Origin of the sequence: Streptomyces sp. NBC_00873, from assembly GCF_045207415.1 — a bacterium.
Taxonomy (GTDB): domain Bacteria; phylum Actinomycetota; class Actinomycetes; order Streptomycetales; family Streptomycetaceae; genus Streptomyces.
On sequence record NZ_CP108803.1, the window covers coordinates 2,367,959 to 2,391,551 of the forward strand.

Annotated in this window: 19 protein-coding genes; 4 read left to right on the forward strand and 15 right to left on the reverse strand. The window is 69.2% G+C overall.

What is annotated here, in order from left to right; genetic code table 11:
* Positions 1-31: 31 nt before the first annotated feature.
* The 14 genes from OH809_RS10660 to OH809_RS10725 all read right to left on the reverse strand — a co-directional run bounded on the left by OH809_RS10660 (position 32) and on the right by OH809_RS10725 (position 18,384).
* Positions 32-2,146 carry a bifunctional polysaccharide deacetylase/glycosyltransferase family 2 protein gene (locus OH809_RS10660; RefSeq protein WP_406516241.1) on the reverse strand — a complete coding sequence of 705 codons (2,115 nt, stop codon included), beginning with the start codon at positions 2,144-2,146 and terminating at the stop codon, positions 32-34.
* A gap of 1,543 nt (positions 2,147-3,689) precedes the next feature.
* On the reverse strand, positions 3,690-5,117 hold the full coding sequence (gene pntB, locus OH809_RS10665) for a Re/Si-specific NAD(P)(+) transhydrogenase subunit beta (RefSeq protein ID WP_406515040.1): 1,428 nt from the start codon (positions 5,115-5,117) through the stop codon (positions 3,690-3,692).
* Positions 5,114-6,673 (reverse strand): Re/Si-specific NAD(P)(+) transhydrogenase subunit alpha, encoded by a 1,560-nt coding sequence (locus OH809_RS10670; RefSeq protein WP_406515041.1) that lies wholly within the window; start codon positions 6,671-6,673, stop codon positions 5,114-5,116. The genes pntB and OH809_RS10670 overlap by 4 nt, the downstream gene beginning before the upstream one ends.
* Positions 6,674-6,697: 24 nt before the next feature.
* Positions 6,698-7,801 (reverse strand): YeiH family protein, encoded by a 1,104-nt coding sequence (locus OH809_RS10675; protein ID WP_406515042.1) that lies wholly within the window; start codon positions 7,799-7,801, stop codon positions 6,698-6,700.
* Positions 7,801-8,961, reverse strand: coding sequence for an acyl-CoA dehydrogenase family protein (locus OH809_RS10680; RefSeq protein WP_406422628.1), 1,161 nt, complete (start codon positions 8,959-8,961; stop codon positions 7,801-7,803). Before OH809_RS10680 ends, OH809_RS10675 begins: the two co-directional genes overlap by 1 nt.
* Complete coding sequence (locus tag OH809_RS10685) at positions 8,958-10,172, reverse strand: acyl-CoA dehydrogenase family protein (protein ID WP_406515043.1); 1,215 nt, start codon at positions 10,170-10,172, stop codon at positions 8,958-8,960. Before OH809_RS10685 ends, OH809_RS10680 begins: the two co-directional genes overlap by 4 nt.
* The gene (locus tag OH809_RS10690) at positions 10,169-11,425 is read right to left on the reverse strand and encodes an acyl-CoA dehydrogenase family protein (RefSeq protein ID WP_406515044.1); all 1,257 of its coding nucleotides are present in this window, start codon (positions 11,423-11,425) and stop codon (positions 10,169-10,171) included. The genes OH809_RS10685 and OH809_RS10690 overlap by 4 nt, the downstream gene beginning before the upstream one ends.
* A gap of 1 nt (position 11,426) precedes the next feature.
* The gene (locus tag OH809_RS10695) at positions 11,427-12,461 is read right to left on the reverse strand and encodes a phosphotransferase family protein (RefSeq protein WP_406515045.1); all 1,035 of its coding nucleotides are present in this window, start codon (positions 12,459-12,461) and stop codon (positions 11,427-11,429) included.
* A 91-nt stretch (positions 12,462-12,552) separates the two neighbouring features.
* Complete coding sequence (gene fabG, locus OH809_RS10700) at positions 12,553-13,308, reverse strand: 3-oxoacyl-ACP reductase FabG (RefSeq protein ID WP_406515046.1); 756 nt, start codon at positions 13,306-13,308, stop codon at positions 12,553-12,555.
* Entirely contained in the window at positions 13,305-13,994 is a 690-nt protein-coding gene (locus tag OH809_RS10705; RefSeq protein ID WP_406422623.1) for an HAD family hydrolase, read from the reverse strand. Before OH809_RS10705 ends, fabG begins: the two co-directional genes overlap by 4 nt.
* Positions 13,994-14,752: an SDR family oxidoreductase gene (locus tag OH809_RS10710; RefSeq protein WP_406422622.1), complete on the reverse strand. Its 759-nt coding sequence runs from the start codon at positions 14,750-14,752 to the stop codon at positions 13,994-13,996. The genes OH809_RS10705 and OH809_RS10710 overlap by 1 nt, the downstream gene beginning before the upstream one ends.
* Before the next feature lie 43 nt (positions 14,753-14,795).
* Entirely contained in the window at positions 14,796-16,013 is a 1,218-nt protein-coding gene (locus OH809_RS10715) for an acetyl-CoA C-acetyltransferase (protein ID WP_406515047.1), read from the reverse strand.
* A 407-nt stretch (positions 16,014-16,420) separates the two neighbouring features.
* On the reverse strand, positions 16,421-17,455 hold the full coding sequence (locus OH809_RS10720; RefSeq protein ID WP_406515048.1) for an NADP-dependent oxidoreductase: 1,035 nt from the start codon (positions 17,453-17,455) through the stop codon (positions 16,421-16,423).
* Complete coding sequence (locus OH809_RS10725) at positions 17,455-18,384, reverse strand: amidohydrolase family protein (protein WP_406422619.1); 930 nt, start codon at positions 18,382-18,384, stop codon at positions 17,455-17,457. The genes OH809_RS10720 and OH809_RS10725 overlap by 1 nt, the downstream gene beginning before the upstream one ends.
* Positions 18,385-18,514: 130 nt before the next feature.
* Between OH809_RS10725 and OH809_RS10730 the strand changes: the two genes are divergently transcribed.
* The 4 genes from OH809_RS10730 to OH809_RS10745 are packed head-to-tail and all read left to right on the forward strand — an operon-like array spanning position 18,515 to position 21,994.
* Complete coding sequence (locus OH809_RS10730) at positions 18,515-19,504, forward strand: zinc-binding alcohol dehydrogenase family protein (protein ID WP_406422618.1); 990 nt, start codon at positions 18,515-18,517, stop codon at positions 19,502-19,504.
* Positions 19,501-19,953 (forward strand): hypothetical protein, encoded by a 453-nt coding sequence (locus OH809_RS10735; protein WP_406422617.1) that lies wholly within the window; start codon positions 19,501-19,503, stop codon positions 19,951-19,953. The genes OH809_RS10730 and OH809_RS10735 overlap by 4 nt, the downstream gene beginning before the upstream one ends.
* Positions 19,950-20,363, forward strand: coding sequence for a hypothetical protein (locus tag OH809_RS10740; RefSeq protein ID WP_406422616.1), 414 nt, complete (start codon positions 19,950-19,952; stop codon positions 20,361-20,363). The genes OH809_RS10735 and OH809_RS10740 overlap by 4 nt, the downstream gene beginning before the upstream one ends.
* Positions 20,360-21,994 carry a 3-(methylthio)propionyl-CoA ligase gene (locus OH809_RS10745; protein ID WP_406515049.1) on the forward strand — a complete coding sequence of 545 codons (1,635 nt, stop codon included), beginning with the start codon at positions 20,360-20,362 and terminating at the stop codon, positions 21,992-21,994. The genes OH809_RS10740 and OH809_RS10745 overlap by 4 nt, the downstream gene beginning before the upstream one ends.
* Positions 21,995-22,529: 535 nt before the next feature.
* Here OH809_RS10745 and OH809_RS10750 read toward each other — a convergent pair.
* A complete protein-coding gene (locus OH809_RS10750; RefSeq protein ID WP_406422614.1) occupies positions 22,530-23,522 on the reverse strand; it encodes an ABC transporter substrate-binding protein in 993 nt (330 codons plus the stop codon).
* Between the last annotated feature and the right edge of the window lie 71 nt (positions 23,523-23,593).

The window sequence follows — 23,593 nt, forward strand, 5'->3', positions numbered from 1 at the left end:
AGCCCCCGAGCGGCTCCCGTTCGCGACTTGACTATACCTTTTCGGTGGTGCGTTGTCCGCTGGCTGGGATCTGGAGGGTGCCGTAGCGTTCCATGGATTGCCATCGCAGTCGGATGCCGGCGGCTGCGGTGAACAGCGAGTGGAAGACAACGAGGTACATCAGCTGCCGGTAGACGAATTGCTGCAGGGGCAAAGTCCAAAGCGGGCTGGGCCGTTCCTCGTCGAGCTTGAAGGCGTATAGGCCCATGATGAGCTGCAGGAGGAGGAAGGCGAGCCATACGCTGATGACGCGGGTGGAACTGAGGAAGGTCAGGCTGTAGGCGGCGAAGATGTCCACGACGGGTGCAAGCAGTGGCAGCAGCGTCTGGAAGACCAGCAGGTAGATCAGGCCGCGGCGGCCCAGCTTGCCGGCTGGCCCGCCCTGCACGAGGGCACGTCGGTGCTTCCACATCGCCTGGAGGGTGCCGTAGCACCAGCGGTAGCGCTGGCGCCATAGCGCCTTCAAGGAGGCGGGTGCCTCGGTCCAGGCGACGGCTCCCTCCTCGTAGACCACCCGCCAGCCGTCGCGGCAGATTGCCATCGTCAGGTCGGTGTCCTCGGCCAGGGTGTCGTCGCTGACCGCACCGACTCTTAGGAGTGTGTCTCGGCGGAAGGCGCCGACGGCGCCGGGCACGGTGGGCATGCACTCGGCCAGGTCGAACAGGCGGCGGTCCAGATTGAACCCGATGACGTACTCGATGTGTTGCCAGCGTCCCAGCAGGCCACGGCGGTTGAGGACCTTCGCGTTGCCGGAGACGGCGCCGACGCGCGGGTCGGCGAAGGGCTGTACGAGTTTGTGGACCGTGTCGGGTTCGAAGACCGTGTCGCCGTCGACCATCACCAAGAGGTCGAAGGATGCGGCCGCGATGCCGGTGTTCAAGGCGGCGGGCTTGCCCGCGTTCCGCTGCCGGATCACCCGTACTTGGGGAAGGCCGAGAGCTTCGACCATGTCCGCGGTGCCGTCGGTGGAGCCGTCGTCCACCACGATCACCTCGACCGGATGGTCGGAGGCCACCAGGGATCGGACGGCAGCTTGGATTCCGGCGCTCTCGTTGTAGGCCGGGACAATGATCGAGGCGGGCGTGCTGACGCCAGGGCCCCGTCGCGCGGGCTTGCGGCGGTGCCGTCCGGCTGCCCAAAGCACGATGGCGGCGCGCAGCACGCTCAGCGCGCCGGCCGCATACATGGCCCAGGTGAGAAAGGTGAGTGCTGTGTCACCGCCTTTCACCGCCCACAGCAGGGCTCGCCCTTTCCAGCGGTCCAGGGTGGAGGCGGGGCGCATCGGATTGGCAATGCCGACGGCCTCGCTGACGGTGCCGACGCGGAAGCCGTGCGCCTTGAGCCGTGGCAGCAGCGTGCGCAGGGCAGCCACGGTCTGCGCACGGTTGCCTCCGCCGTCGTGCATGAGCAGCACCTGGCCTGCAGAGCCGCCCGGGGTGGCGCTGTCGATGATCCGGGCGATGCCCGGGCGATGCCAGTCGTTGCTGTCCTGCGTGGTCAGAACGGTGAGGTAGCCCAGTCGGCCGGCCTGGCGGATGGCGCCCCAGTCGGGGTTGTCGACTGCGTCGTTGACCGAGGAGTACGGCGGGCGCAGCAGCGACGTGGTGACACCAGCGGCGCCGGCTATGACCAGTTGCTCCTCGCTCATCTCCACCGTGCGCTGCCATGGTGGGATGGCGCCTAGATTGGGGTGGGTGAAGGTGTGGATGCCCACCTGGTTGCCGTCCGCCACGATGCTGCGTATCAGGCCCGGATTGGCGGCGATCTGTGTGCCGACGACGAAGAAGGTGGCGTGCACGTGGTTTTCACGGAGCACCTTCAGGATCTTCGGGGTCCAGACGGGATCGGGACCGTCGTCGAAGGTGAGTGCTATGTGATATGGACGGGGGCGCAGTGTGCGCGCAGGCACGGAGGCGCTGTCGATCACCGGGCCTCCGGAGGAGACTTGAGCAGGTACGGCTCCACTCGCCCCTGGGGGGTGTGGGGCCGCATCATTGTTGATCTTGAACATGTGCTGGGTGTAGCCGTCGACGAGTAGAGCAGCTGTCAAGGTCAGCACCAGGACGGCCAGGAGCAGCCAGTGCGTGCGCAGTGGTCCGGCGCCCATCTCGTGGCGGCCGCCGGAGGCGCGGTGACGATTTCCAGGCACGAGGCGAGGCCGACTTTCGGTTGGGTCGGAGAATCGGGTCGGCAGTTCGGGGAGGACCTGCGAGCCGTTTGCTGCCAGACGGGAGATGGTGTCGCTGCAGCCAGGCCGTTGCCTAGCCAGAAGCAACCGTGCTTTGAGCCGAGACGGTTGTGGACGGCGGCGCGGTGGGGGTAGGGCTTGCGTGAGTTGTTGGCGTCGTGGGGGACGGCGATGGGCTGGAGGACGGCGGGGCGGTCGAGGACGCCGGGGCGGTCGGGGTTGGGCGCTCCTGACGTGGCGGCGCGGTGGCGGACGGCGGCGCAGTGAGGGACGGGCTTGGGTTACGTGGCAGGGCGCTGGGCGATCTGGCTGGATTGCTCGGCTGGCGCAGTGGTGAGGTCGCGAAGGGTGGACGAGAGGGCGCCGGGGCAGAGCCACCGTAGATGCGCAGAGGTTCCCCAGCCTGGGTGCTCGCACTTTGCGTGCCAGTGAGCGCAGTGACAGCGGGGGTTGCCGCCCTGATTGCCGTTGCCCCAGCAACCAGGCTTGCGTTGGAGGGGCTTGAACTTGCTGCAGCGCCGCCCGCGCCCCCACCTACGCCCCCGGGGACTGCCGCCACATGGTGCGGGGACTGGCCCGGGAACAAAGGAGCAGCAACAACAGCGGTCGTCAGCACCGTCCCGACGAGCACGCCGACGTAGCCCAAAGCCGGGACGGTCAGCAAGCAACACAATCGCCGTATGTGCCGCCGCCGCCGACCAGATGAGTCGACAAATATCGGGCGAGTGGTGGTAGGACGGTGAAGAGACGCGAGCCCGGAACCGCAGATAGTGGTCCGCGACCGGAGACCGTCATCGGGGGTGCCGGTCCGGCCGTTCATGGCAGCATCCGCCGCCATGGGGGTGAAAGTCGGTGTCTGTGTCATGGGGTGGTGATAAAGGCATTCGTCATCGATTGGACGGAGCAGGATCTACGCGTGGTGCGGACGTCAGCGGCCACGGCCACAAGCACCAGTGGGCATTCAGCCGGAGCCCTGCCACATTACAAATGCGCTAATTACAGAATGGTGAGCAGGGCGTGACCATGTCAGGGAAATGCTGTGGAGTCGGGTAGCCGCGCCACGCATAGTGGCGCTGTCGCTGCGCCCCAGGGTCGGTCCCGCTTACTGATCCTGTCCATGACACAAACAGGTGCCGGGCTACATAAATGGGGCCCGACAAGGCGTGCGGCGTTGATGGCGGGTACCCCGGAAGCAGAGCAGGCACGAGCCGTAATGATCACGGAGTTCTCTATGCTCAGTGCTCATCGGAGGGCTTGTGTCGGGTAGCCCGGCCGCATTACTGCGGCCAAGCCCCCTAGGAGCGTGTCTCAGTAACGGGCAACGGGCCGGGAGGTCGTGATCGGCGCTTCGATGTCTGCACGCTGCTGCGAACCCCGATCTCGGCGGTGTCATCAACGAGTACGGATACGCGGCCTGATGTGCAGCGACGACTTTCCGGGCCCGGCAGGGGCGAAGCCGGCGTCAGAGGGCCCTGAGGATGTCTTCGACACGACTCTTGGCGTCGCCGAAGAGCATCTGGGTGTTGTCCTTGAAGAAGAGCGGGTTCTGGACGCCGGCGTACCCGGTGGCCATGGACCGCTTGAAGGCGATGACGTCCGTGGCCTCCCAGACCTGGAGGACGGGCATGCCGGCGATCGGCGACCCCGGCTGATCGATGGCGGCCGGGTTGACGGTGTCGTTGGCGCCGATGACGAGGACGACGTCGGTGGTGGGGAAGTCCTCGTTGATCTCGTCCATCTCCTGGACGATGTCGTACGGCACCTTCGCCTCCGCGAGGAGGACGTTCATGTGCCCCGGGAGGCGGCCGGCGACGGGGTGGATGCCGAACCGGACGTTGACGCCTCTGCCTCGGAGGATCTTGGTGAGCTCGGCGACGGCGTGCTGCGCCTGCGCGGTCGCCATGCCGTACCCCGGTGTGATGATGACCGAGGACGCGTCCGCCAGGAGCCCGGCCGCATCGTCGACGGTGATCTCGCGGTGCTCGCCGTAGTCGCCCTCGACCGCGGCGGACCCGGCCTCGACGCCGAACCCACCGGCGATGACGGAGAGGAACGACCGGTTCATCGCCGTGCACATGATGTAGCTCAGGTAGGCACCGGAGGAGCCCACGAGGGCACCGGTGATGATGAGCAGGTCGTTGCCCAGGAGGAAGCCGGCCGCCGCGGCGGCCCACCCGGAGTAGCTGTTCAGCATCGACACGACGACGGGCATGTCGCCGCCGCCGATGGATATCACCAGGTGCCAGCCGAGGAAGAGCGCCAGGAGTGTCACGCCCGCCAGCAGCAGCAGCCGGGCGAGCTCCGCGTCATGCGGGGTCAGGCAGTAGACGACCGTCATGACGGCCATCGCGGCGACAAGGAAGAGGTTCAGCGCGTTGTGCGCCGGCAGGGCCAGCGGGGCGCTCTTGATCTTCGCCGACAGCTTCAGGTAGGCGACGATGGACCCGGTCAGGGTCACCGCACCGATGAAGATCCCGACGAAGACCTCCACGTCGTGGACCGTCGGGTAGGCCACGTGCTTCTCGTACGAGCTGTTCCAGCCGACGAGGACGGCCGCGAGACCGACGAAGCTGTGCAGCATCGCGATGAGCTCCGGCATACCGGTCATCTCGACGCGCCGGGCGAGGGTGATGCCGATGACGGCAGCGACCGCCATGGCGGGGACGATCAACGCCAGCCCGGACAGCCCGCTGCCCTCGGACGACGGCCCGCCGTCCGTCGTGGTGCCCGCGACAGCGGCCACCACCGTGGCGATCAACGCGATCGCCATGCCGGCGATGCCGTACCGGTTGCCCATGCGGGCGCTCTCATGCTTGGACAAGCCGTTCAGGGCGAGGATGAAGAGCAGACCGGCGACGATGTAGGCGCCCTGGACGAGGGTTTGGTTCATCGGGACGCGTCCTCTTTCTTGAACATCTGCAGCATGCGAGCCGTCACGGTGAACCCACCGAAGACATTGATGGTCGCTACGAGGACGCCGACGAAGGCGATCAGCCAGTGCCCGTACAACCCGACCTGCAGGAGCGCGCCGACGACGATGATCCCGGAGATCGCGTTCGTCACCGACATGAGCGGCGTGTGCAGTGCGTGATGGACGTTGCCGATGACGTAGTAGCCGATGACGACCGACAGCATGAACACCGTGAAGTGGCCGAGGAACGGCGGCGGGGAGAACGCGGCCAGCACCAGGAACAGCGCCGCGGCGGCACCGATGATGCCCATGCGGGTGCCCTGACTCACCGGCTTCTTCTCGGGTTTCGGTGGCGGCGCGACAGTGGCGGCCGGAGCCGCGGGCGCCGCGGAGACCTGCACCGGTGGCGGTGGCCACAGCACCTCACCGTCGCGGCATACGGTCATGCCCCGCTGGACGACATCCTCCATGTCGAGGGTGAGCCGGCCGTCCTTCCCCGGCGTGAGCAGCTTCATCAGGTTGACGAGGTTCTGCCCGAACAGCTGGGACGCCTGAGTGGGCAACCGTCCCGGCAGGTCGGTCCAGCCGAGGATCGTCACGCCGTTGTCCGTGACGACCTTCTGGTCCGCCATCGTCCCCGCGACGTTGCCGCCGTTGGCCGCGGCCATGTCGACGATGACACTGCCGCGCTTCATGGAGGCGACCATGTCCTCGTCGATGATCCGGGGCGCTGGACGACCCGGAATCAACGCGGTCGTCACGATGATGTCGACGGTCGGCACGACTTTGCGGTACATCTCCGCGGTCCGCCGGTTGAACTCCTCCCCCATCTCCTTGGCGTAGCCGTCGGTGGACGGGCCGGTGTCCAGGTCTTCGAGGTCGGGGCGGAGGAACTCCCCACCCATCGACTCGACCTGATCCGCAACCTCCTGCCGGGCGTCGAACGCTTTGACCACCGCACCCAGGCTGTTTGCCGTGCCCATGGCGGCCAGCCCCGCAACACCCGCACCGATCACCAGCACCGTCGCCGGCGGCACTTTACCGGCCGCCGTCACCTGGCCGGTGAAGAGCGAGCCGTACTCGTTCGCCGCCTCGATGACCGCCCGGTACCCGCCGATGTTCGCCATCGACGACAACACGTCCAACGCCTGCGCGCGGGAGATGCGGGGGACGACGTCCATGGCGAGCGCCGTGACACCCCGGACGGCGAGAGCCTTGACGAGGTCGGGGGCCAGAGCCGGAGCCATCAGGCTCACTACGGTTTGCCCCGGGCAGAGACGGGCAACCTCCGCGTCATTCGGAGCGTTGATCTTCATGACGACGTCGGCGTCCCACACCTCCGGGCCGGCGGTCTCGGCGCCGGCCGCGCGGAACGACGCGTCGTCGAACGCCGCGCCGTCACCGGCCCCGGATTCGACGGACACGGCATACCCCAATTTGATCAGCTGCTCAACGGTCTTCGGGGTTGCAGCGACCCGGGTCTCACCCGGTTTGGACTCCAGTGGGATACCGATACGGCGAACGGTCGACGTCATGGCCGGCCTCCTTGGGCGGGTCGGTCAGTTGGTGACGAGCAGCATTCCGGCGTAGGAGAACGCCATGATGAACACGGTGGCGAGAACAGCGAGGCCGGCCTCCGCACGGCCTCGGCGCAAGAGGGTGGGAAAGTGCACGCTGGAACCCATCCCGAAGAGCGCCATGCCGATGGCGGCGCTCTGCACCCGGCCGGCCACGTCGAGGGCCCCCTGGGGGAGGATGCCCATCGTCCGCAGAATGACGCAGCCGACGAAGGCGACGACGAAGAGGGGGACCATCGGAGGATGGCTCAGGGACGCGCTCGACTGACGTAGCGCCCTCCGCCGGCGGACCCCCGCCGCGGCGACCATGGGGGCGAGCATCAGGACCCTTGTCAGCTTGACGACGACGGCCACGGTCAGCGCACCGGCACCGGCCGCGCTCGCCGCTCCGACGACCTGTCCGACGTCATGGATGCTCGCCCCGACCCAGACTCCCATCTGGTGGGCGGAGAGCCCGAGCGGGCCCTGGAGCAGCGGGAGGCCGAGCATGGCCGCGGTCCCGCACAGGGTGACCAGGGCGACGGTGACCGCGACATCTTCCTCGTCGGCGTCCGCCGTCGACTGCATCGCGGCGATGGCCGAGGCCCCGCAGATCGCGAACCCTGTCGCGAGGAGGAGTCTGCGCGGGCTGCTGAGCCCCCACAACCGCCCCACCGCACTGGTCACGAGGAAGGTGACCACGAGGGTCACGATGACCATGGCGATGGTCGGCAGGCCGAGGGCGACGACCGCCCCGCCGGAGACGGCCAGCCCGAGAAGTGCGACGGCGGCACGGAGCAGTCGCTTGCCGGCGAACTTCAGCCCCGGCGTGCACACCTTGGGTATCAGGTTGAGATTGGCGAACAACGCGCCCATGACGACGCAGAAGGTCACCTCACCCACCGCCGGGACGACGTGGTGCAAGTACGCGGCCACGGCGAGAGCGGCGCCGGACAGGACGATCCCGGGGAGATGGATCAGCGGTCCACGCAGGAAGCGCGGGGAAGAGCTGCCCGGAGCAGCGGCCGCGGCCTCGGCCGGCCGCGCCTCCGCGCTAAGAGGCCGATGTTCCTCCGCGATGGATTCATCGGGAACCTCCGTGGCCATCAGGGACACTCCTTGTCCGGGACGATTCCGATGAGACCGCCCAGGCGGGCCCGATGCCGGACGGGTGTGCCGAGCGCGACCTGGTCCGCGACGGCGCGCTTCAGCCGCAGGTGTGCGGGGTGCTCCCAGGTCATCCCGATCCCACCGTGGAGCTGGACGCACTCCTCGGCGGCACGGACCGCCACCTCGCCGCACACCGACGCGGCCACGGCCACCGCCACGGGCGCGTCGCCGGGGTCGTCGGCGAGCGTGGCCGCGGCGTACCGGGCTGCGGCGCGGGCGCCTTCAACGGCGATGTGCAGGTCGGCCAGACGATGCTTGATCGCCTGGAAGCCACCGACGACCCGCCCGAACTGGCGGCGTACCGCCAGGTAGGAGACCGTCTCGGTGAGGCACCAGTGCGCGAGACCGACCTGCTCCGAGGCGAGCAGCCCGGCGCCCGTGAGCAGACCGCCCCGCACGGCGTCCTCCGCGGCCTGCCCACGCACCACCGGACGGGCGACGGCACCGTCGAGCCGGACGGTGGCCAGCGGACGGGTCATGTCGAGGGCCGTCGCGGGGGTGACCTGGACCTCGGCGCGGTCGACGAGCCAGAGCCCGGGACCGTCCGTGCCCAGCGCCGCGACGAGGAAGGTGCCGGCGTCCGCACCGGCCACCAGCGTCACCTCACCGTGCAGGCCGTCCGGCTTCTCCCGGACGGTGTACGCCGGGCCGTCAGGGTCCGTGGACCAGGGGGCCGCGAGCGTGAGGACGAGCTCCCCGGACGCCGCTGCCGCCAGCGTGTCGCGTACCGCGCTCCGGTCCGCGGACTGCGCGGACATCAGGTGCACCAGGGTGGACGTGGCGATGACGGCACTGGTGAGGAAGGGGACCGGAGCAACGGCCGAGCCGAGCTCCTCAAGCACGGTCCCCGCCTCGCGCGGACCGGCCCCGGCGCCCCCTGCCTCCTCCGGGACGAGGAGCCCGGCGAGTCCCAGGTCGACGGCCAGGTTCTGCCACAGCGGCTCACGCAGGCCGTCCGCGCCGTCGTAGGTGGCGGCGACATCGTCGGACGCGCACCGGTCGGCGAGCAGTTTGCGCACGACGGTCCGGACCGACTCCTCGTCTTCGGACTCGATGAGCGAGAGCCGCACCGGGCCGGAGTCAACGGGGAGCGTCATCGGGGAACCTTCTTCCAGGGGACGTCCTTGTCCACCCGGGCCTCGCCCGGGAGGCCGAGCACACGTTCGGCGACGATGTTGCGAAGGACCTCGGACGTTCCGCCCTCGATCGAGTTGCCCTTCGCGCGCAGGTAGCGGTAGCCCGGTCCCCGGCTCAGGAAGTCGACGGAGGCCGGCCGGACGAGCGTCCAGTCGTCGTACTGAAGTGCGCCATCGGGGTCGAGTCCGAGTTCGAGCAGGCTGATGCTCTGGGCGAGGTCGGCGAACATCACCTTCATGGCGGCGCCCTCGAATCCGGGCGCCCCCGTCGCGAGCCGCTGACGAAGCCGGGCACCTGTGAGACGGAACACCTCGGCGGCGACCCAGCGCTCCATGACGCGGTCGTGCACGGCGGCGCTGCGAACCTCGGGGTGCTCGCGCCACAGCTCCGCGACCTTGGAGATCATCCCCGACTCGCGGCCCGCCTGGTCGCCGCCGATAGCGACCCGTTCGTTGCTCAGCGTGGCGTTGGCGACCTTCCAGCCGTCACCGACCTCACCGAGCCGGGCCGTGTCGGGAACGCGTACGTCGGTGAGGAACACCTCGTTGAACTCTGCCTCCCCGGTGATCTGGCGCAACGGCCGGACCTCGACTCCCGGGGCGGACATGTCGACGACGAAGTACGACAGCCCGCGATGCTTCGGCACATCCGGGTCGGTGCGCGCCAGGAGGATGGCGAAGCGTGCGACGTGAGCGCTGGAGGTCCACACCTTCTGCCCGGTGACAACCCAGTCTCCCCCGGTCTCGGCTTCGCTCGAGCGGGAGGTGCCCCCATCGTCGCGCACGGCGCGTGTCGCGACCGCGGCGAGGTCCGACCCGGCACCCGGCTCGGAGAACAGCTGGCACCAGACCTCCTCCCCGAGCCAGAGCGGTCGCAGGTAGCGGGAGCGCTGCTCCTGGGTCCCGAACGCGAGGATGGTGGGCGCTGCCATACCGATACCGATACCGATGCGGCCGGCGGGGTTGACCGGAGCGCCGGCCTCACGGAGTTCGGTGTCGACCACGTCCTGAAGGTCGCGGGACAATCCCAGCCCGCCGAGGCCCTCGGGAAAGTGCACCCACGCGAGCCCGGCGTCGAACTGGGCGCGGTGGAACACCGCCGGGTCGGTGGTGGCGGGCGAATACGCGCGAAGCAGCTCACCGACGCGATCACGCATCATGTTCTCGTTCATGACCGCAGCTCCAGCGGGCCGCCGCCTTCGGCGCGGCGCTCGGCGGCTCGTCGCACCTCGCCGCGGGCGAGGGCGTTGCGGTGCACCTCGTCCGGCCCGTCGGCGAGCCGCAGGGTGCGGATGCTCGCGTAGGCGCGGGCGAGCACGGTGTCCTGGGAGAGTCCGGCCGCACCGTGCAGCTGGATGGCCTTGTCGAGAATCCATTCGACCGTGAGCGGGGTCGCCGCCTTGATCGCCTGGATATCGGCGTGCGCGGCCTTGTTGCCGAGCCGGTCCATGGTCCAGGCGGTCCGCAGGACCAGGAGGCGCAGCTGCTCGATGCGGATGCGCGACTCCGCGATCCACTCCCGCACGACGCCCTGTTCGTCGAGGCGCCGGCCGAAGGCCACCCGCTCACCGGCGCGCGCGCACATCAGGTCGAGGGCACGCTCCGCGACGCCGATGGACCGCATGCAGTGGTGGATGCGGCCGGGGCCGAGCCGTGCCTGGGCGATGGCGAAGCCGTCGCCCTCACCGAGAATGAGGTTCTCGCGCGGCACCCGGGCGCCGTCGAAGACGATCTCCGCGTGCCCGCCGTGGTCGCGGTCGTCATAGCCGAGGACACTCATCCCGCGCACGAACCGCACGCCGGGAGTGGTCCGCGGCACGATGATCATCGACTGCTGGCGGTGCCGTTCCGCTGTGGGGTCGGTCTTGCCCATGACGATGAGCAGCTCGGCGTCCGGGTTCATCGCACCGGTGATCCACCACTTGCGTCCGGTGATGACGTACTCGTCACCGTCGGCCTCGATCCGCGTCTCGATGTTCGTCGCGTCCGACGAGGCGACAGCCGGCTCCGTCATCGCGAAGGCGGAACGGATGCTGCCGTCCAGCAGGGGTTCGAGCCACTGCTTCTTCTGCTCGGGCGTCGCGAACATCGCGAGGACTTCCGCGTTCCCGGTGTCCGGGGCGGCGCAGTTGAGCGCTGCCGGACCGAGTCTCCAGGCCCGGCCGGTGATCTCGGCGAGCGGTGCGTACTGGAGGTTGGTGAGGCCGGCTCCGTGTTCCCCCGGCAGGAAGAGGTTCCACAGTCCCCGCCGGCGTGCCTCGGCCTGTAGCTCCTTGACGACGGGGAGCCGGGTCCACGCCCACGGGTCGTCGGCGTCCTCGATCTGGTCCTCCAGGACCGCCTCGGCCGGGTAGACGTGGTCGTTCATGAAGTCGGTGAGCCGTGTTATGAGCTCCCGGGTGGTGTCGTCGTACTCGAAGTCCATGTCAGCTCCATTCCTTGAGGAGGGCGATGCCTTCGCCGAACAGGGGCTCCACGAGGGTGCCGACCGTGTCGAATCCGGCCCCCACGGTGTGGTTCTGGGAGTGCCGGAGGTGAATGCCTTCGAGGATCACGGCGAGCTTGAACGCCGCAAGGCCCAGGTAGAAACCGAGACCCGCCGAGGGCAGTGGACCGGTGCGCGCGACGTACCGCTCCACGAGCTGCGCCGCGGACGGGAAACCGGGGGCGCGGGAGATCGTCGTGATGGCCTCGCCACCGGGGATCTCGGCGACGCGTCCGTAGACGACGAGAAGCGCGAGATCGGTGAGGGGGTCGCCGGTCGTCGCCATCTCCCAGTCGATGACGGCCCGCACCCCCGAGTCGTCGACGAGGAGGTTGTCCAGCCGGTAGTCGCCGTGCACGATCCGGGCGGCCGACTCGCCGGGCACCCGGGCCGCGAGGGCCGCGCGCAGTTCCTCGGCCCCGGCCAGCTCGCGTGAGCGGGACGCTTCGAGCTGCCGGGTCCACCGGGACAGCTGCCTGCCGAGGAAGCCCTCGGGGCGGCCGAGATCGCCGAGACCCACGGCCGCCGGATCGACCGCGTGGAGGTCGGCGAGCACGTCGATCATCTCGTGGGCGATCTCCCGGGTGCGGTCCGCACCCAGCGCGCGCAGCTCGTTCTCGTCCCGGTAGGCGATCCCCGGGACGTACTCCATGACGTAGAAGGGCGCGCCGATCGGGCCCGGGTCGCCGCACACCGCGAGGACCTGCGGCACGGGGACGGCCGTCGGGGCCAGCGCGCTCATGACGCGGGCCTCGCGGCCCATGTCGTGGGCGGTCTCCAGGACGTGGCCGAGCGGTGGCCGCCGAACGATCCACCGGTGGTGGTCGTTCCCGACGAGGTAGGTCATGTTCGACTTCCCGCCGGCGATGACCTGGCCGGTGCACGCGCCGAGGTGCGGGTCGACGTGGGTGCGGAGGAACGTGCCGACGACGTCGAGGTCGAGGCCGGGCAGGTTCCGGTTACGGTCGTCGGCCATCACGGCACCGGAAGGGCGAGGGCCCGGACGACACGGACGGGGCGGTTGCCGCCCCCGAACGCGACGGTGACGTCGAAACTGCGCATGGCTCTCAGCCCTTCGGTCCGCCGGCGACGTAGATGACCTGGCCGTTGACGAACCCGGCGTCCTCGCGGGCGAGGAAGGAGGCAACGGCGGCGATGTCGGCCGGTGTTCCCACCCGGCCGGCCGGGATGTCCTTGACGCCGTGCTCGACCAGTTCCTCGAAGGAGACGCCCATCCGCTCGGCGGTCGCCCGGGTCATGTCCGTGGCGATGAACCCCGGCGCGATGGCGTTCGTCGTGACACCGAACTTGCCCAGCTCGATGGCGAGCGTCTTCGTGAAGCCCTGGAGGCCTGCCTTGGCGGCCGCGTAGTTGGCCTGGCCGCGGTTGCCGAGGGCGGACGTGCTCGACAGGTTGACGATCCGTCCGAAGCCCTCCTTGGTCATGTGCGCCTGGGCGGCACGGGACATGAGGAAGGAGCCACGCAGGTGGACGTCCATGACGGTCGACCACTCGGCGTTCGTCATCCGGAAGAGGAGATTGTCGCGGAGCACGCCCGCGTTGTTGACGAGGACCGTCGGCGGGCCGAGCCGCTCGGCGACGAGCGCTACCCCGCGCGCCACCGAGTCCTCGTCGGAGACGTCGATCGGGACGGCGAGGGCACGACCGCCGGCGGACTCGATACGGGCGGCGACCTCGGCGCAGGCCCGCTCGCCCAGGTCGACGACGGCGACGGCGAGACCGTCTGCGGCCAGCCGCTCGGCAACCGCGGCGCCGATGCCGCGGGCGGCACCGGTGACGATGGCGACGCGTGGGGAGTTCATGGTCGGGTCTCCTTGCTCGGGTGGGACGTGGTCGATCCGACGGCAGCGCCGGGCCCAAGGACGGACAGCAGCGCGTCGCGGGTGGTGCCGGCGTCGCGGTGGAGAATGCCGTGCAGGCCGGCCCGGCGGGCGCCCTCGACGTTGGGACGGGCGTCGTCGACGAAGGCGACCCGCTCCGGGGGCAGGCCGAGGCGCGTGCACAGCAGCCGGTAGATGGCCGGGTCGGGTTTGCGCAGCCCGACCTCCCCGGAGATGACGACGGGACCGAAGCGGCCGTCGTGGAGCCGGTCCGGGTAGGTGTTCGCCCAGCTGTTGGAGAGGATGGCGACCTTGGTGCCGCGTGCCCGCAGCTCGTCGGTCAGGTCCCACATCTCCTGGTCGGGGAGCAGCCCGGCGAACATGCCCGCGAGCATGCCCGCGGGCTCGGGGTGGCTTCCGTCGGTGCGGCGCAGCCGGGCCGCGAGCGCCTGCTCGAACCCCGCCGCGCCGAGCTTCCCGGTCTCCAACTCGTGGATCGGCGAGTTGTGTTCGGCATCCCGGCCGAGCCAGGCGCGCAGGCAGTCGGTGAAGCTCTGCGGATCGACGCCGGAGGAGGCACGCCACCGCGCGAGCGAGTCGGCCACGGGGGTGGTGAGCACCCCGCCGTAATCGAACGCGACGGCCTCGACGGGGCCGACGCCGGCCATCACTCCCCCTCGCCGACGAAGAGGTGTCCCCCGTCGACAACAAGGGTCTGCCCGGTCGTCCATGCGGCGTCGTCAGAGAGAAGGAAGGCCACCGCGCCGGCGATGTCCTTGGGCTCGCCGAGGCGCCCCATCGGGTACCCCTTGAGTACGGCCTCTTCGCGGCCCTCGTAGAGCGCGGTGGCGAACCGGGTCTTGACGACGGCGGGTGCGACGGCGTTCACCCGGATGCGGGGCGCGAGTTCGACCGCCAGTTGGGACGTGATGAAGGAGAGCATCGCCTTGGTGGCCCCGTAGAAGCCGATTCCGGTGGACGGCCGGAGCCCGGCGATGGAGGACACGTTGACCACGGCACCGGGGCCGCGCTCGCCCATGCCGGCCTCGCGGGCCAGACGAATCCAGTCCAGCGCGGCGAGGCAGTTGACCTCGAAGATCTTGCGGGCCGCCACCGGGCCGATGTCGATCAACGGGCCGTACACCGGGTTGATGCCGGTGTTGTTGACCAGCAGGTCGATGGCACCGAAGCCCTCGACGGCCGCGGCGACGGCCGCCTGCCGGCTCTCCGGCTGGTCGGCGCTCCCGGCGACGAACCTGACCTGGTCCGGAGTGCCGAGCGCGTCGGCGGCCTCCTTGAGGGCTGTTTCCTTGCGCGCCGTGATGACGACCCGCGCGCCGTCGGCGACGAGCCGCTCCGCAATGGCGTAACCGATGCCGCGGCTGGCACCGCTGACCAGGGCCACCTTGCCGTCGAATGGCTTCATGACTCTCTTCTCCACGGGGGATCTGGGTTTCCCGGAATGGCGTTCAGGCGAGGCGCTCGATGACCATGGCCATCCCCTGGCCGCCACCGACGCACATGGTCACGAGGCCGGTTTCCTTGTCCTCGGTGCGCAGTGCGTTGAGGAGCGTGGTGGTGATGCGGGCACCGGTCATCCCGAACGGGTGGCCGAGTGCGATGGCCCCGCCCTTGACGTTGAGGCGGTCCTCGTCGATGCCGAGCTCGCGCGAGGACGCGATGACCTGGGCCGCGAACGCCTCGTTGATCTCGACGAGGTCGATGTCCTGGATCGTCATGTCCGCGAGCTCCAGCGCCTGCCGGCTGGCCGTCACGGGACCGAGGCCCATGACTTCCGGGGACAGACCGGTGACCCCCGTCGACACGATGCGGGCGAGCGGCTGGAGACCGAGCTCACGGGCCCGGACGTCGCTCATGACGACGAGAGCGGCCGCACCGTCGTTGAGGGGGCAGCAGTTGCCCGCGGTGACGGTCCCGTCGGGACGGAAGACCGGCCGCAGCGAGGACACCGCTTCGAGGGTCACGCCAGGCCGGGGACCGTCATCGGCGGCGACGACGGTGCCGTCCGGCAGCGTCACCGGGGTGATCTCACGGGCGAAGAAACCGTCGGCGATGGCCTTCTCGGCCCGGTTCTGGCTGCGTACGGCGAACTCGTCCTGGTCGGCCCGGGTGACGCCCTTGAGCTGGGCGACGTTCTCGGCCGTCTGCCCCATGGAGATGTAGGCGTCGGGCAGCAGCCCGGCCTCACGGGGGTCGGACCAGGTCAGACCGCCCTCGGCGAATCGCTCGGTCCGCTCCTGGGCCGGCGCGAACACGGGGTTGTACGTGCCCGGGAGGTTGTCACTGTTGCCGTGCGCGTAACTGCTCACACTCTCGACGCCGGCCGAGATGAACGCATGACCCTCGCCGGCCCGGATCGCGTGCATGGCCATCCGGATGGACTGGACGCTGGATGCGCAGTAGCGCGTCACCGTGGTGCCGGGTAGCTGGTCGAGCCCGGCGAGGACGGCGACGACGCGGCCCATGTTGTGACCCGAATCCCCGCCGGGCAGTCCGCAGCCGAGGATCAGGTCACCGAGCTCGGCCGGGTCGAGGTCGGGTACGGCCTGGAGTGCCGCCTGCACGATGTGCACGGCGAGGTCGTCGGGCCGGATGTCCTTGAGCGAGCCCTTGACCGCTCGCCCGATCGGCGAGCGGGCGGCGGAGACGATGACGGCCTCTGGCATGACACTTCCTTCCGGAATGAATTAATGTCTACATTAATTTTCTTACGATCACAAGCAGGGTCATCAGGCGGACCGCCGGAGACCGTGCGAGGTCGAATGAACCGTGTTGACGCGGAGTGCAACGTCCCGACGTCGCGCGCAACCACCGTCGAGATCCCGGGGACGCGAGCGTCGGTCTGAAGCCGGACGGTGCCGGCCTCGACCGTGGCGGGCCCCGGGATGGGCGCGTGTTCCTGCGGGAGGCCGTACGGGAACACCTCGAAAGGTCACCCGCCCGCCGGGGTCACCGCACACCGCGCCGGTGACCCACGTGGGCCCGCTCCCGGCTGGACCGCGAGGTCCAGGCCCGGCCACAGCCGGGAGGGGCCGCTGAACCCGGCCCCAGTGACGACCGAGCCGGTGCTCGGTCAGTTCCCGGCCGGACGGCCCACGGAAGCCGGTGCGACCTCCAGGAGCTGCTTGCCGAAGTTGCGACCGGTGAGCATGTTGATGAATGCCGCCGGCGCGCCCTCCAGGCCGCCCTTGGCGACATCTTCACGGAACCGGATGCGCCCCTCCTTGACCCAGCCGGCCAGTTCGCCGATGGCCTTGGGCCAGTAGTCGCGGTGGTCCGCGATGACGAAGGAGTAGACGTTGACCCGGTGGAGCAGCAGGTGGCTGATCCCCTTGATGCCGTACGGCTCGTCGCGGTTGTAGTCGCTGATGTTGCCGCACAGGACGACTCGGCCGTGGTCGTTCATCCGCGGCAGAATCGCGTCGAGGATGGGACCACCGACGTTCTCGAAGAGGATGTCGACCCAGTCGGAGGAGAGCTCGGCGAGCTGCTTCTCGAAGTCGTCGGCGCGGTGGTCGAGGCACTCGTCGAAGCCGAGTTCCTCCTTGACGTACCGACACTTCTCCGGCCCGCCGGCGACGCCGATGACCCGGCATCCCCTGATCTTGGCGAGCTGGCCGACGACACTGCCGACCGCGCCCGAGGCCGCCGTGACGACAACGGTCTCACCGGGCTTGGGATCACCCAGGTGCAACAGGCCGTAGTGCGCCGTGGCGCCGGTCATGCCGAGGACGTGCAGAGCCAGCGAGAGGTCCCCTGCGCCCAGATCGACGATCCGGGCGGAGTCCTTGGTGACCAGGCCGTACTCCTGCCAGCCGAGCATGCACGCCACGTGGGCACCCACGGGCAGCGCGTCCTCATTGCTCTCGACGACCTCGCCGACCGTCGCGCCGGGCATGGTCTGGCCGGGCTTGAGCGGCTCGACGTAGGAGCGGACCGGGTTCATCATCGGCCGCATGTACGGGTCGAGAGACAGGTGACGGACCCGGATGAGCGCCTGGCCTGGGCCGGGCGTGGGTCGCAGGGTCTTCTCGATGAGGAAGTCGCCCTCGGAAACCATCCCTTGGGGGTGGTCACGCATCGCTACGCGGAGGGAACCCACACCCATTACTTGCCCGCCTTCTTGAGCAGCCGCTCGGCGTTGCCGTACATGTAGGCGTGCAGCGCCGCGTCGTCGAGGTCGAGCTCGCAGCTCTTCAGGACACCCTCGTCGATGCCGCAGAAGGAGTAGGCCGACGCGTAGACGAAGCGGTTCGGCAGCCAGTTGACGCCATCGGCGTAGGCCTGCCCGCCGGGAGCGAACATGTAGACGTCGGGGGAGACGAAGACGTTGTGGACGCCCGTGGCCTCGCTCTTGAAGGCGAGGGAGATCGCCTCGTTGACGTACGGGTAGCAGCCGTGCCCGAGGATGACCGGCATCTCGGGGTGGCGGCGGGCCACCCGGTCGAAGCGGACCGGGTCGGTGTGGCTGATGTCGGGGCCGGCGAGCGGGCCCGTCATGAAGAGGAGCGGGATGCCCAGCTCGGCGATCTTCTCGTAGAGCGGGAAGAGCTGCTCATCGTCCGCATACATCGGCGTGCGGGCGAGGCCCGGCTCAAGGCAGACACCGACGAGACCCAGTTCCTTCACCGCGGTGTCCAGACCGGCGATGATGTCGTCCATGGGCTTGTCGAAGTCGATGCCGGCGAGGCCGAGGACGCGGCCGTCGCTGCGCTCGCTCAGCTCGGCAAGGTCGGGGTCCTCGATGTGCACCGGGACGGGACGGTTCACGGAGTGCCGACCGTTCATGATGCCGAGACGGACTCCGACCGAGTCCATCTCCGCGATCATCGCCTCAAGGGCGCGCTCCTCCGCGTTCGGGAAGGGGTCCGTGCTGATCGTGTACGACCGCGGAACCGGGTCACCCAGGATGCGGTTCACGGCGCCGACGACGGTCGGGGTGAAGAAGAGGCGGTAGGGGCCGGTCGGCGGGCGGAGACGGAAGTCGATGATCCGGCCACGGAGGCCTTCAAGCCGCTCGGCGGGGGTGCGGGTCATAACGTGTTGCCCTTCTCTTGATCAGGCGGAGGTGTCCGTATCCTTCGGCCACCGCTGTCGCGCTGTCGCTCTGGCAGAGTAATCCTCTCCAGTGTTATTGTCGACAGTAACTAGTAGGAAGGTTTGGCCAATGCGTGCTGTACGGATCCGTCCCACCCCCGACGGCGGCGTCCCGGTCGTCGTCGACCTGCCCGCGCCGGCGCCCGGTCCCGGCCAGGTTCTCGTCCGCGTCCGGGCTTCGGGGCTCAACCGCGGAGAGCTCCTCCAGGCCGGCCGGGTCAAGGACGGCGACCCGGTGCCCATCGGTGTCGAACTGGCCGGAGAGATCGACATCTTGGGGGAGGGCGTCACGGGCTGGAAGCCCGGGGACGCCGTCGTCGCGCACGGCACCGGCACCCAGGCCGAGCTCGTCGTGGTCTCCGCTGGAGCCTTGGTCCGCAAGCCGGAGAGCAGCACCTGGGCCGAGGCCGGATCCTTCCTCAACGTCTATATGACGGCTCACGACGCGCTCGTCACCAACGGCCGCATGGCACCCGGCGAGGCCGTCCTCATCAATGCCGCGACGGGTGGCATCGGACTCGCGGCCACCCAGATCGCGCGGGCGCTCGGCGCCGGCACGGTCATCGCGACGACGACCTCGGCGTCCAAGGTCCAGGCCCTGTTCGACCAGGGGGCCCATCACGTCATCGACGTGTCCTCGCAGGACCAGGTGACCGCCGTCGCGGACATCACCGGCAACCGGGGCGTCGATGTCATCGTCGACTCCGTCGGGGGCACGGTGCTCGACGACAACCTGACGTCGCTGGCCGTCAAGGGCCGCCTCGTGCAGGTGGGCCGGATGGGCTCGGACCGGGCCGAGATCGACCTGACCAAGCTGTGGCGCAAGCGGCTGAACCTCATCGGCGTCACCTTCCAGACCCGGACCGAGCAGGAGCGGCTGGACTGCATCCGAGCGGCCGAGCGCGACCTGCTCGACCTGTGGGAGCGCCGGGCCATCGTGCCGGTCGTCGACCGCACGTTCCCCATGGAGGACATCGGCGCGGCATACGACCACATGACGAAGAGCGGGCACACCGGCAAGATCGCGCTGCTCATGCCGACCCCGGCCGGTGACCGGTGAACGTCGCCGGCCACCGCGACAAGTTCGACCGCCTCGTGGCCCTGCGTCACCGCCTCGACCCGATCGAGGACTTCGAGCTGTGGTACTGGACGACGCTGACGGCGTGCACCAACGCCTACAACGCCGGCGTCCACGACGCCGGGCTCACGGTCGCGGAGGCCGCCTTCTCGACGATTCCGGGCATGTACGTGGTCCCGGACGCCGACGGTTCATGGCACCGCGAGCTGCGCAAGCTCGGTGACGTCAGCCATGTCGGCTGGCCCCCGGTGGACGGTGACAAGCCCGACGACATCGTCCTCCTGGAACACGCCATCCACCGCATCGAGGTATTCCGCGACCCGTGCCTGCGCGGGAACCGGCGGCCCGATGCCGCCATCGTGGCCGAGTGCGACGACGCCTTCGGGATCGTGACAACGGTGGTGGCCCAACGTCTGAAGGCGGCGGCATGAACATCGATCGTCACGTCGAGCTCGCCTCGAACATCGGACGCTCGCTCGCCCGTCTCGGCCCGGACGACCACGAGATGGCCATCGAGGCCGCGATGCTCGCCGGCACCCACTGGCTCAACGCCGCCCTGCACGCGGACGGTGTCGCCGGCGAGGACGAGGACGTCGTCCACTGCTCGATGCTCGTCGTCAACGTGGTCCGCAAGTACGCGATCGCCGAGCCCGCCCTCGTCGCAGCCCTGCAGGAGATCGAGGATCTGCGTCCCCTTCACGTCCGCGGGGACGTTCCCGGCAGAACCGCCGCCGGACACCGCGCGCTGGATCTGCTCGCCGCCATGCGGCTGCAAGCCATTGACGCCATCGAAGCCAAGGGCTCCACCCACTCCGCCGACTCACTTCAGGGGGCCCGGTGAACGGCCTGATGATGCACCAGCAGCTCCTCGTCTCCTCCCTCCTCACGCACGCCGAACGCCATCACGCGACCACCGAGGTCGTCTCGGCCCGGTGCGAGGGGGACATCCACCGGTACACCTTCCGCGACATGGCCCACCGCAGTCGGCAGGTGGCCCAGGCCGTCGATGCGATGGGCGTCGGGCCGGGCGACCGCGCCGCCACCCTCGCCTGGAACGGCTACCGCCATGTGGAGCTGTATTACGGCGTCTCCGGTGCCGGGTCGGTTCTGCACACGCTCAACCCGCGCCTGCACCCGGATCAGCTCGCCTGGATCATCAACAACGCCGACGACTCCGTCCTCTTCTTCGACCTCACCTTCGTCGACCTCATCCGGGAGATCGCCCCGCGCGTGCCGGGCGTCCGGAAGTTCGTCCTGCTGAGCGACGCCGAGCATCTGGCGGCCGCGTGGCCCGCCGACGACGACCTGGAGGTCGCGGCGTACGAGGACCTCGTGGCGGCGCAGGACGGCGACTACGCATGGCCCGTCTTCGACGAGAAGCAGGCCGCCTCCCTGTGCTACACGAGCGGCACGACCGGCCACCCCAAGGGGGTGCTGTACTCGCACCGGTCGACCGTGCTGCACTCGTACGGTGTTGCCCTGCCCGACTCGATGGGTCTCTCGGCGCGCGACGTGGTCATGCCCGTCGTGCCGATGTTCCACGTCAACGCGTGGGGCATCCCGTATGCCGCGTGCCTCACCGGGGCGAAACTCGTTCTGCCCGGCAAGGATTTGAGCGGCCCGGCCCTCACCGCGCTCCAGGAGGCCGAGGGCGTCACGATCTCCGCAAGCGTCCCCACCGTCTGGCAGGGGCAGCTGGACCACGCCCGCGCCGACGGCATCACTCTCAAGAGCCTCCAACGGGCCGTCATCGGAGGCGCCGCCTGCCCCACCTCGATGCTCCGTGAGCTACAGGATGTCCACGGGGTCCGGGTCGTCCACGGCTGGGGCATGACGGAGACGAGCCCCTTGGGCGCCGCGTCCGTCCTCAAGCTCAGCCACGAGGGTCTCGACCACGAGGCCCAGGAGGCCGTACTGGCGAAGCAGGGCCGCACCCTGTTCGGCATCGACCTGAAGATCACCGACGATGAAGGCACCGAGCTGCCGTGGGACGGCCGGACGCCGGGCCACCTCATGGTGCGGGGCCACTGGGTCACCAGCGGGTACTACCCCCCGGGCCGCCCGAGTCCCCTCATCGACGGCTGGTTCCCGACCGGCGACGTCGCGACAGTGGACCCTGAAGGGTTCATGCAGATCACGGACAGGAGCAAGGACCTCATCAAGTCCGGCGGCGAGTGGATCAGTTCGATCGAGATCGAGAACCTCGCCATGGACCACCCCGAGATCGAGACGGCCGCCTGCATCGGCGTCAAGCATGCGAAGTGGGATGAGCGCCCGATCCTCGTGGCCGTCCGGCGACCGGGCTCCACGCTGACAGCGACGGAGCTGCTCGGATCATTCACCGGGAAGATCGCCAAGTGGTGCGTCCCCGACGATGCGGTCTTCGTCGACACCCTGCCCATGGGGGCAACGGGCAAGATCCTCAAGGCACCGTTGCGGAAGCAGTATCAGGAACACCTCACGAAGGGCTGACCGGGGGCCTTTCCCGCACCGAAGCCGCTGTCGAGCGGTCCGCTGAGCCACGGCCGAAGGGCCGGCAGCGGGTCGTTCGGCGGCGGCTTCGTCGTTGCCGGGCCGGACCCCTGCCTGAGCGTCGGGCACGTCCGGACACCTCGGGCAGTCCTGCAGCCGACTCCGGCCGAAGATGGGCTGCGCAACCAGGCCCACCCGACACCCCTCGGTCCTCGGGTACGCGACGCGTCCCCGCCCCCTACGTGTCACGTCCAGCAGGGGCCGCACCGGCTCAGGCACCTTCACGCGTCGCGCCAGGCCGGGGTGGTCCGGCCGACCGGTCGGCGTGCTGTCACGTCGGTCTGCGCCCAGTACGTCCGCGACTCCGACGCAGCCGGGCGGCTCGCCCAGTCCCGGACCGGCGCCGGAGCACCCGCACAACAACCCACACGACAAAGGGCCCCGCCCCGGCCTTCGCGACCAAGGTTCCCCTAGTGGCGTCGGACGGGGCGTGGCCCTGAACAAGTGGGCGAAGGGGCGGGGTTCGCGCCGGTTCCTACTGTCCGCAGTTGTTGTCGACCGCGCTGAACGGCACGGCGTCCGGCGACCCGACGGAGAAGTTCACGTTCGTCTTCCAGGTGGCGTCGTCGGTCGTCATGACGAACGACTTGTGGACCTTGTCCCATAGTTGGCCGACACCATCCGCCTTGATCCCGAGCAACGTCTCCAGCGACTTCACACCGGCGTCCTTGTTCGCGTCATCGTTGATCCACTTCACCGCGGAGTCGAGCGCCCTACAGAACTTGTTGACGGTGTCGGGGTTCTCGGCCTTGTAGTCCTTCGTGGTCGCCCAGAGGACCTGAAGGCCGTGCTGGCTGAGTTCACCGGCGTCGCCGGCAAGAGCGTCCGAGAACGGCACGAGGTCGAGCCCGTGCGAAGTCATGGTGAGATAACTCGACGTCGATCCGATGACGGCATCGACCTTGCCATTCCTCAGGGCGGGCTCCATCGTCACGGCCCCGCCCACGGCCACGAAGGTGACGGAGTCGGGGTTCACTCCCGCCGCCTTGAAGATCGCCCGTGCGTACTTCTCCGACGCGGCCCCGCGCGCGACGACGCCGATCCGCTTCCCGACGAGCTGCTTCACGTCCGTGATGTTGCTGGACTTCGGGGCAATGAAGAGCATGTCCAACTTGCCGTAGGGCGGCAGCAGGGTAATCGACTGCCCCTGCTTGATGGCCGGGATGATGTTGTCCGGGCTCACGGTTGCGATCTGCGTCGAGCCGCCGATGAGCTGCGCCGCGAGCTCAGGGCCGGACTTCGCGTCCAAGAGTTGGACATCCAGCCCCTCCTTCTTGAAGAAGCCCTGCTCGACGGCGATGGTCGCGGGGAAGGGGATGGAGCTGTGCGCGTAGTTGCCGAGGACGATCTTCGTACCGTGGGCCGCGCCCTGGTCACCGGAGGCGCCCTGCCCGCCACCGGAGCAGGCAGTCAACAAGATGAGCGCGAAACCGAGCCCGGCGACAGTCTGCTTGCTGGCCTTGTTCACCTTGGGCCTCCTCTGCTTTTACTTTGCGGTGTGGTGTGGATGGGGGAAGCGGACGGTGGACCGGCCGAGTG